Source organism: Photorhabdus heterorhabditis, assembly GCF_001280945.1.
Classification (GTDB): domain Bacteria; phylum Pseudomonadota; class Gammaproteobacteria; order Enterobacterales; family Enterobacteriaceae; genus Photorhabdus; species Photorhabdus heterorhabditis.
The window spans coordinates 1-8,003 of the sequence record NZ_LJCS01000103.1 but is presented as its reverse complement, the minus strand read 5'-3'; the positions used below and the strand labels follow the sequence as shown (position 1 = coordinate 8,003).

13 protein-coding genes and 3 pseudogenes are annotated in these 8,003 nt (G+C 39.2%); 6 read left to right on the top strand and 10 right to left on the bottom strand.

Annotation, left to right across the window (positions count from 1 at the left end):
* Positions 1–126: 126 nt before the first annotated feature.
* The 3 genes and pseudogenes from AM629_RS22725 to AM629_RS23720 form a co-directional block, all read left to right on the top strand.
* Positions 127–411 (top strand): annotated as a pseudogene (locus AM629_RS22725) (Tm-1-like ATP-binding domain-containing protein); the annotation flags it as partial.
* Entirely contained in the window at positions 395–1,225 is an 831-nt protein-coding gene (locus tag AM629_RS20045; protein ID WP_054481442.1) for a phosphoenolpyruvate hydrolase family protein, read from the top strand. The pseudogene AM629_RS22725 and the gene AM629_RS20045, both read left to right, overlap by 17 nt.
* A gap of 110 nt (positions 1,226–1,335) precedes the next feature.
* Positions 1,336–1,524, top strand: a complete 189-nt coding sequence (locus AM629_RS23720; RefSeq protein ID WP_149617588.1) for a hypothetical protein — start codon at positions 1,336–1,338, stop codon at positions 1,522–1,524.
* A 157-nt stretch (positions 1,525–1,681) separates the two neighbouring features.
* Here AM629_RS23720 and AM629_RS20040 read toward each other — a convergent pair whose 3' ends face one another.
* Positions 1,682–1,888: a hypothetical protein gene (locus tag AM629_RS20040; RefSeq protein ID WP_054481439.1), complete on the bottom strand. Its 207-nt coding sequence runs from the start codon at positions 1,886–1,888 to the stop codon at positions 1,682–1,684.
* On the opposite strand from AM629_RS20040, the gene AM629_RS20035 reads away from it, so the two are divergent.
* Positions 1,874–2,086 (top strand): hypothetical protein, encoded by a 213-nt coding sequence (locus AM629_RS20035; RefSeq protein ID WP_054481438.1) that lies wholly within the window; start codon positions 1,874–1,876, stop codon positions 2,084–2,086. The two genes, AM629_RS20040 and AM629_RS20035, sit on opposite strands and share 15 nt — an antisense overlap.
* Positions 2,087–2,248: 162 nt before the next feature.
* Here AM629_RS20035 and AM629_RS24060 read toward each other — a convergent pair whose 3' ends face one another.
* Positions 2,249–2,407: a hypothetical protein gene (locus AM629_RS24060; protein ID WP_161804253.1), complete on the bottom strand. Its 159-nt coding sequence runs from the start codon at positions 2,405–2,407 to the stop codon at positions 2,249–2,251.
* 202 nt (positions 2,408–2,609) lie between these two features.
* On the bottom strand, positions 2,610–2,741 hold the full coding sequence (locus AM629_RS25055; RefSeq protein WP_262500095.1) for a hypothetical protein: 132 nt from the start codon (positions 2,739–2,741) through the stop codon (positions 2,610–2,612).
* A 168-nt stretch (positions 2,742–2,909) separates the two neighbouring features.
* Between AM629_RS25055 and AM629_RS25350 the strand changes: the two genes are divergently transcribed.
* On the top strand, positions 2,910–3,263 hold the full coding sequence (locus tag AM629_RS25350; RefSeq protein WP_054481436.1) for an Abi family protein: 354 nt from the start codon (positions 2,910–2,912) through the stop codon (positions 3,261–3,263).
* Here AM629_RS25350 and AM629_RS22720 read toward each other — a convergent pair.
* A pseudogene (locus tag AM629_RS22720) lies at positions 3,246–4,270 on the bottom strand (IS630 family transposase). The gene AM629_RS25350 and the pseudogene AM629_RS22720 sit on opposite strands and share 18 nt — an antisense overlap.
* A gap of 308 nt (positions 4,271–4,578) precedes the next feature.
* Here AM629_RS22720 and AM629_RS20015 point away from each other — a divergent pair.
* The gene (locus AM629_RS20015) at positions 4,579–5,073 is read left to right on the top strand and encodes an Abi family protein (protein WP_083451966.1); all 495 of its coding nucleotides are present in this window, start codon (positions 4,579–4,581) and stop codon (positions 5,071–5,073) included.
* A 492-nt stretch (positions 5,074–5,565) separates the two neighbouring features.
* Here the strand turns inward: AM629_RS20015 and AM629_RS23100 are convergent.
* The 6 genes and pseudogenes from AM629_RS23100 to AM629_RS19990 all read right to left on the bottom strand — a co-directional run.
* Positions 5,566–5,959: pseudogene (locus tag AM629_RS23100) on the bottom strand (transposase); the annotation flags it as partial.
* A 61-nt stretch (positions 5,960–6,020) separates the two neighbouring features.
* Positions 6,021–6,239 carry a hypothetical protein gene (locus AM629_RS20005; protein WP_054481429.1) on the bottom strand — a complete coding sequence of 73 codons (219 nt, stop codon included), beginning with the start codon at positions 6,237–6,239 and terminating at the stop codon, positions 6,021–6,023.
* Positions 6,240–6,258: 19 nt separating this feature from the next.
* Entirely contained in the window at positions 6,259–6,528 is a 270-nt protein-coding gene (locus AM629_RS20000; RefSeq protein WP_054481427.1) for a tRNase toxin domain-containing protein, read from the bottom strand.
* Between the two features lie 203 nt (positions 6,529–6,731).
* A complete protein-coding gene (locus tag AM629_RS24055) occupies positions 6,732–6,884 on the bottom strand; it encodes a hypothetical protein (protein ID WP_161804252.1) in 153 nt (50 codons plus the stop codon).
* Between the two features lie 220 nt (positions 6,885–7,104).
* A complete protein-coding gene (locus AM629_RS19995) occupies positions 7,105–7,560 on the bottom strand; it encodes an immunity 42 family protein (protein WP_054481425.1) in 456 nt (151 codons plus the stop codon).
* Complete coding sequence (locus AM629_RS19990) at positions 7,557–7,868, bottom strand: hypothetical protein (protein WP_054481423.1); 312 nt, start codon at positions 7,866–7,868, stop codon at positions 7,557–7,559. Before AM629_RS19990 ends, AM629_RS19995 begins: the two co-directional genes overlap by 4 nt.
* Positions 7,869–8,003 lie beyond the last annotated feature (135 nt).

Here is an 8,003-nt window from a genome sequence, read left to right as displayed (position 1 = left end):
ATGGTTAAACAATGTGATTGTGGCGCCCCGAGCCAGAGAAACAAGCTCAAGAAAGCAGGCTGGAGTGATGATTATCGTGCAAGAGTGTTCTTTGGATGAAGATGAGTCAAAGTATGCTCGCGCCCTGGTATCTGGATAGGGAACAAACTTAATAAGTGTCATGGACCTATTCGATTCATTATTCCGGAAGGCGGATTCTCTGCACTAGATTGCCCTGAACAACCTTTTTATTTACCTGCATCAACACAGGCTTTCTGTCATGGACTAAAAAAAACAATAAAACAAACAGAATTACGAAAAGTTATAAAAACACCTTTTCACATCAATTCACCACAATTTTGTGCTCTTGTAATACAACAACTCAAGGAAATTATAGAACACCAGGGAATCTCTTATGCAGAAAAAATATAATCAGATTATTGAAACTCTAAAACAAAAAGTCGAACGTAACGAAACTATTATTGGGGCGAGTGCAGGTAGTGGTCTTTCGGCGCGTTGCGAGGAAGCAGGAGGGGCAGACCTCATTATCGTATATAATTCTGGACGCTTCAGAATGGCGGGCAGAGGATCATTGGCCGGATTAATGCCATACGGTAATGCAAATGAAATTGTCAGAGAAATGGGTAATGAAATATTGCCGATAATTAAGGAAACACCTGTATTGGCGGGTGTCTGCGGTACTGACCCATTCTGTAATTTATCTCTTTTCCTGGATGAACTGAAGGCACAAGGTTTTGCTGGTATTCAGAACTTCCCAACGGTAGGACTTATTGATGGAAAGTTCAGAAAAAACCTGGAAGAAACAGGCATGGGCTATGCACTGGAGGTGAAGCTTATTCTCCTGGCACATGAAAAAGGAATGATGACCACGCCTTATGTTTTCAATGAAAAAGAGGCTGAGGCTATGGCACAAGCAGGTGCTGATATCATCGTCGTACATCTGGGGTTAACCATTGGCGGTGATATTAGTGCTAATACATCATATGATCTGAAATCTTGTATACCAATCATTAACGCTTGTGCTTCGGCAGCTAAAGCTATCCGAAATGACATTATTACTTTATGTCACGGTGGCCCAATTTTGGAACCGGAGGATGTCGCCTATATTATGGCTCATTGTCCCAATTGTCATGGGTTCTATGGAGCGAGTTCAATGGAACGTTTGCCAACAGAACAAGCCATCAAACACACTATCCAGAAATTTAAAGAAATTAATCGGGGTTAGTGAGAATTATACGTAAGCTATGTGGAAACTTAGTACTACAACCGTAATATCTGTTACGTTATGATGACGCATTGTTTTCTTTTCCTCAAAGATACGGGAAGATGCCCAATATGTCATCCTACCGGTCCGCAACAACTCAGTCTCGTTTGTCTCCGAGGGCTTACTCCGCGATGTTAATGAAAAAATGGCGGACAACTGGCTGGACAGAAGCCCCTACACCAGATGGCATTCAATACTTTTTTGAACGTGCTGATCGAGGCAAAAACAGCCCTCAATATTCTACGTCTAGTGCGTGCTGATGCCGGGCAAAGTGCACGGTGACGACATCTCGATGCCAGTTCAGACCTCGGGAAAGGGAAAAATCAGCTCTGATGAGTATCGAACACCCTGTCGGCGATAGTTTATGCCTTTAAACCGGAAAACCATCCAAAAATTTTCCGGTTTCATTTGACAAAGCTATTTTATCTCGTTTTTCGAAGTTCTACGACGATATTCACCACTCGCTTTTTCATACATGGTAAACAGCATCGGTAATAGAGAACTCAGCGCTGATAGGCTATGCCCAAGCTGACACAAACTCTCTGGAATAAATTCATGGATATTATTACTGGCAAACGACAACATTGAGTCACCAAGAAAAGTTACACCATGACAAATGCCCATATTAACGCCTTAAATCTATGCGAAGTAGATAAGCTTATAAAATTAATTCACCGTAAAGGTATTGAAGGGCTATTAACAATGGCTCATGAAAAGCAAGATATCAAGGATGCCATTGATAAGCTTCATATTAGATCAAGCTTGAAACAAGCAATCAAAATGGCTCTTGCTGGGGATGAATCCCTTTCAATTCTCACTTAGTCAAGCGAATAGCCAGATAAAAATGCAGTACATTGAGAAACAGCACGGAGAACTGAGTGTATGGGTCTGTGTAAAACACCCGAAGAATAATTACGAACTAGGTAAACCAACCTAAAAGCTCACCACCACTCAAAAGGAAGTCACAGACAAAGCTTTATCAAGCTAACGAAAAGAACAGCACTCAACGATAACAGGACGTTTCGTTAACGTACCTGTACGTTCAGCCAGATCAAAAGCAGCCCTAGCTCGACGCATGCCTTCAATTTTGCGTTCTTTTACGGACATTTGCTTAAGTTCAGAAATTCGGCGTTTTGATTGCATAACCTTCCTCTATCATCATTTAGTACTATAGTTATAAAAGCCAAAAATCTGTGTTTTTCTGATGTTCACGATGCTGAGAAACCGCATGACTTAAAGCTTTCCTATGAATGTACCTTCTGTTGAGACAAAAAAGATGTACAATTTATAGTACTAACAAATACCAGTAAATAGGATTTCCGTATACTAATTTTTGCCTTCTTAATTAAAAAGAACGAGAAAACCCCAGTTGATTTCTCAACTGGGGTTTATCCCGAATATCTTTCGGCATCAGCAGCATGATTTCCATCATCTGTGACCCTAGCACCTTGCTGGCGGCAATAGCCACAATCAGCAACAAGTATCCTACAGCAACAAACAGATAGCATCAAACACCCTACTGTTAAGGCAAAAACCCATTGATATGCTATTGACATCTTTCTCTTCTCTGGTAACACAAGTATCGACAACGCTCGCTACCTTCCTCCGGGAACGTAAGCGGGTTTTTTTTATGGAATCTTAAATCATGGTTCATATCCCCTACGCAAAGTCGCATCGTAAACCTATAGACCTTATTAGTGATTTAGAGGAAAAGGGGCTAAATTTCAAAAATAAAGCATTAGCTGAACACATATTATCATTTATCAGCTATTATCGTTTTAAAATTTACCTATTCCAGTTCATGTATCAAGATGAAGAAGGGAAAAAGCAATTTCGTGATGGCATTTTTTTTGAAAACGGCCTTGATATTTATCGTTTCGATGAATCATTACGCAATTACATATTTCGCATAATTTCTCGACTCGAAATAAAATTTCGCAGTAGGCTAGATCATACTATATCAGAATATACCCAAGAAACTTCAAGATGCAGTTTTTAGCACCTGAAAATGGTCGTTAATTCTAGACATCAGCGAGTCCGCTATATCCGGTAGCGTTGTGGTGAAAAATTTGAAGACGTTGTCTCGAAATTCCTGTTTATTAGCGAAATAACGGTTATTTCGAACCTGTTCATTCATGACCTTCCATAATCGCTCTATCGGGTTTAAATTTGGGCTGTATGGCGGAAGGTAATGTCATTCAATATTGCTCACATAAGCCCACTCCTTCACAAGATGAGCTTTGTTGTAACCCGCCCCATCCACAATAAGATGAATTTTTTGATGATAGTTAGGATAAGACTTTCTTATTTCATTGAAAAAACGGCAAATGTTGTCATCATTGATGGTTTGATATTCCTGGAACACCGTACGACCAATGGCATTCAGGTTGAGCGCACCCAATATATTCAGGCGAGTCCGGCTTCCTGTTGTCTTGACGGTTTTTTTCTCGCCTTTTCGCATCCAGCCATAACTGAGTTTGGTGCCTTGAGTCGGGTGAACAGCATCAAGAAAAAGGATAGGTTCGTCTTTCGCGGCAACTTTAAGATTTTCATCATATTCAATAAATTGTCGCTGTTTCTCTGCATCGAATTTATGAGGGACACCACAAGGTTTTTTATAAGAAAAACCCTGATAGTGTAGCCATTTATTCATGCCGGGAATGCTAAAGGTAATATTCCAGAGCTGAGCAACATAGGCCACGATTTCATGGGTGTGATGGAAAAGATGTTGAGATAAGTGATTGATTAAAAAATCAGTTTGTTCTCGAGAAAGCAAACTATCAGACCCCCATTATCAGATTTAAGTTTACCGTGATTAAGGTAATCACTGATATGGCGGTCAACAGTGGTCTGATGGAGTCGCAATGCCTGGGCTATCATCACAGAACTCCCCCCTTCAGAAGCCAGAAGGATCGCTTTTATTCTGTCTCGTACCTGACCATCACGAGTGGTGTCGTGAAGACGTTCAAGTTTGATTTTTTGTTCTGATGTAATAAATATTTTCATAGCGAGGATAATGATCTCCATTTCGGATAAAATCAAGCATCTTCAATGATTACGGGTATATACAGATGATCCATTTTGGTATCTCGACGATAAAAATTTCTTTAATAAAAAAGCAAATAAAATAAATTTATTACGTTCAAAATTATCAAATTCATTTACATCTTGTAATGAAAAATATGCCACTCATTATAAGGAAAAGTAAATAGCTTTCCAAAATAGTGCTACACCTTACACACGCCACGTAACATATAACTCTATGTATAACAATTAGTTGAAGAAAGCCATGTGTAGCAGAATTATGAAACCTTATTTACTATAATGAGAAAAATGATAATTATAAATCCCTACCCCCTTTTTGGATTATCGGTGAATTAGCAACATTGGGAAATATATTTGTTATTTACGATTGCTTGGACAAACGTCGTTTTCAAATATCAGAACGAGAAAACATCCTTAACAATTTAGCCAAAGAATTTGGCGTAAAAAAATTTGAAACGCTGGTTGGATGGATTAGTGGATTAAGAGATGTAAGAAACAAATGTGCACATCATAATCGTCTTTGGAATTCAAATTTAAGAGCCCCAGCAGAAATTATCCCACACCTTTCTATACTTCCAGCGAATAACAATCGTATCTATGTTTTTCTTGCAACCCTTCACCATTTAAGCAAAATCTTAAAACTGGGCATAAACGTGGGCCAAGATATTCACACTTTAACACATGAATTCCCAAGAGTAATACCACTGTTACATTCTACTGGTTTTCCAGAAAGCTGGCATACAGATCCATTCTGGGAACTTTAGGATTACCATATATTTTGGCGATGCAAAAATATCTTAATACATGGTTAAATTTTGCTAATAATACTAAAACAAGATCCTTTACATCCCATATTAACTTGACAAACGAAAAGGTAAGCTGAGTTACACATACCTTACCAACCAAAAAATTTATACCTATATATGTCATAATGATTAAAAATATGACTACCCATCTTTCGTTAAATAAGCGTTATACACAGTTACACCGCTGATGTTGGTTCGCCTCCCCAGCTCACCAACCGCTTTCATTCACCCGACCCTTTGATGGGGTCAGGTGAATGAGCTTTATCAGCCGTGCAAATGTGCATAACACACAACTCGTTTTACAATTCATACCATAGACGCCGCTTAAATTTTTGGCTAACCTAATAGAAAATAATACTATTTGTCTAAACATCATCTCCACAAGAGGCTATCCAATGACTAACAACGTATAATACGTGCTCAAGCTAGGGGAGTAAAAGCCGCTAACATTTACCGCAACTTATGCCAGGCTATTCGGGCATTTTTATTTACCAGGGCAACTGCCGCTTTATTGAGCCCGCTGCGGGCTATCACGCCTTTTAACCAGCGTTGTAATCCATTACATTGTTCGTCAGGGATTTTTTGCACCTGATAAACAACTGAACGGGTACCATGAATCAATATTCCTCGCAAATAGCCATCCCCCGCGTTTCGTGATACCCAATAACCCGACTTTGCCACCACTACTGTGTTCTCTTAGAACCAGCCCCAGATAACTGGCAAAATGGCGGCCATTTTTGAAATCCGTACTCTCTCCCAGCGCTATCATTAAAGCGAATGCCCCCAGTGGACCAATACCCGGTAGCGTCAGTAGACGGCGAATATCTTCCTCTTGTGCATTCAAGATGTTGACGGAGTAGGCTAAAAAAACAGTCCCGGCTTTTACAAACCAAGGAGGTAAATATTTAGATAATATTTTTTTCTACTTGCTCTACAAGAGCACGGAATTCTCTAAAGTCAAAGTTCCATATTCCTCCATGCGGACAAGAAAAGATCTCTATTCTCATGCCATACTCAGGTTCATTTGAGACTTCTGCTACTTGATCTGTACCCCAAAAGATCTCGTAAACAACATTCTCTCGATCTGGCAAGCTCGCTATTTGTGCGGTTAATTTATTTGTCATTTCGGCGGTTCCAAAAATCCTATAAGCCTACCTTGAGCATCATAACGTAATCCACGCCCACTAAAGATATAACATCAGTAACTTGAACGTATCGTCCTGTATTACTTTGAATCACCTTTTTGTTCGGGTCATTCAATATACTATCTACAATTTTTTGGCCTTGTTCATTTATCGCAGATGGGTTTCCTTTAGCCTCTGGAAAAATGCTACCTGGCCGACTACCATGTTTTTGTAGAGCGCGACCAGCCAGTGTCAAATTTTGAGGCCGGATCTGTATATTTTGCTCCATTTAACAATTCATCAACTGACCATTTGCCAATATGATTGTTATTTCTGGCATTCTGCTTATCTTCGGGATCATGTCCTCCCGGTGTTCCTGAACCACCAAGTTCGGCTTTCTCTGAATCTGTCAGATCCTTTGATATATTGGGTTGATTCTCACCATCTACATAATCTGACGAACATACCCAGGCAAAGGAACATTGAGTCGCCTTATTCTATAGACTCTCCCATTTCCTTCAATTTTTTGTCCAAAGCTGAAGCTATCGTCTGATTTGCTTCATTCACGGCTTCACCCGTGTTTGAACCCGCTATCGGTGGCATTGGTACAGCTAGAGCATTATTATCCACAACAACGCATTCCATTGCGAAGTTGATTGCCAAACGCCAATTTTTACAATTATATCAGTAAGTTACAAGCTATTTTCCCCAGTGCGGTTTGAGGCTCGATCCACAACGCCCCGACGCGACTTTTCAGCCTGATAAGCCACTTTTCCCAGACGTAATGAACTACCCCTTTTACAATGTCGGATGATTATTTAACATTTGGGGTAGTTCATTTTGGCCGTGATTTATGTTTCTAACATCAATAATTAGATAATTTTTTAATTACAGAGCCTACAGTACCAGGTGGTAATAATGTTTCATTTATTGTTTTTCCATCATCATTACTCCATACAAAACGATCATTATGGCTCGTTTTCATGAAGTAAACATAATATCCATTATCTCCCATTGGTGTACATGTCATATCGAACAGCCCCTCAATGAGATTTTCTCCATCCCCTGTGAAATAGCTCTCAGCATTTCTATACAGGCTAACTGGTTCAATGTTGACATCATTACATACCAATGCATCTATTTTCATATTTGAATAAAAACTGAAGGTTGTTTTCAGCTCAAAAACATCCAAAAGATCAAATATTTTATATCCATCCAAATAGAAAAAGAAGATGCCATTTTTCCAAAAGCCATCAGATGAGTTCCATGATTCAACAGCATCGAACTGAAGAGAAAAATAAAACGGATCGCCATAAATCATTTCAACCTAACTCCCAATTTCTTTTGAATGTCGCTTGGAATCTGTTTACTTGTTAACTGGTTTTTTATATCTCCAGAGCTGCCATTCCAGTGATATTCCCCATTGGTACCTTCGAATCTATGAATATTACCTTTTTCATCCTTAGCGAATCTAACTTCTTTATTACCATAATTTTTAGAGCTTGGAATTGAATTTTCAAAAAGTTTCAATGAGTCTTTTGGTTCTATTCCCGCATTACGGCGATTTCCATCACCACCAAGAGTATGTTTAGGATTTGATTTATAAACTAATCCATTATTCGCTGTCACTGGATTAGTGTTGTGGTCAATAAAAATTGGTCACTAGCTTAGAGTTTTCCCAAAATAATCGTTCTGATTCGTTGGGTGTCAACCCATTGTTGTACCCATGGGGGCGAAGCTGGCTATAATAACCCGTTATATAAT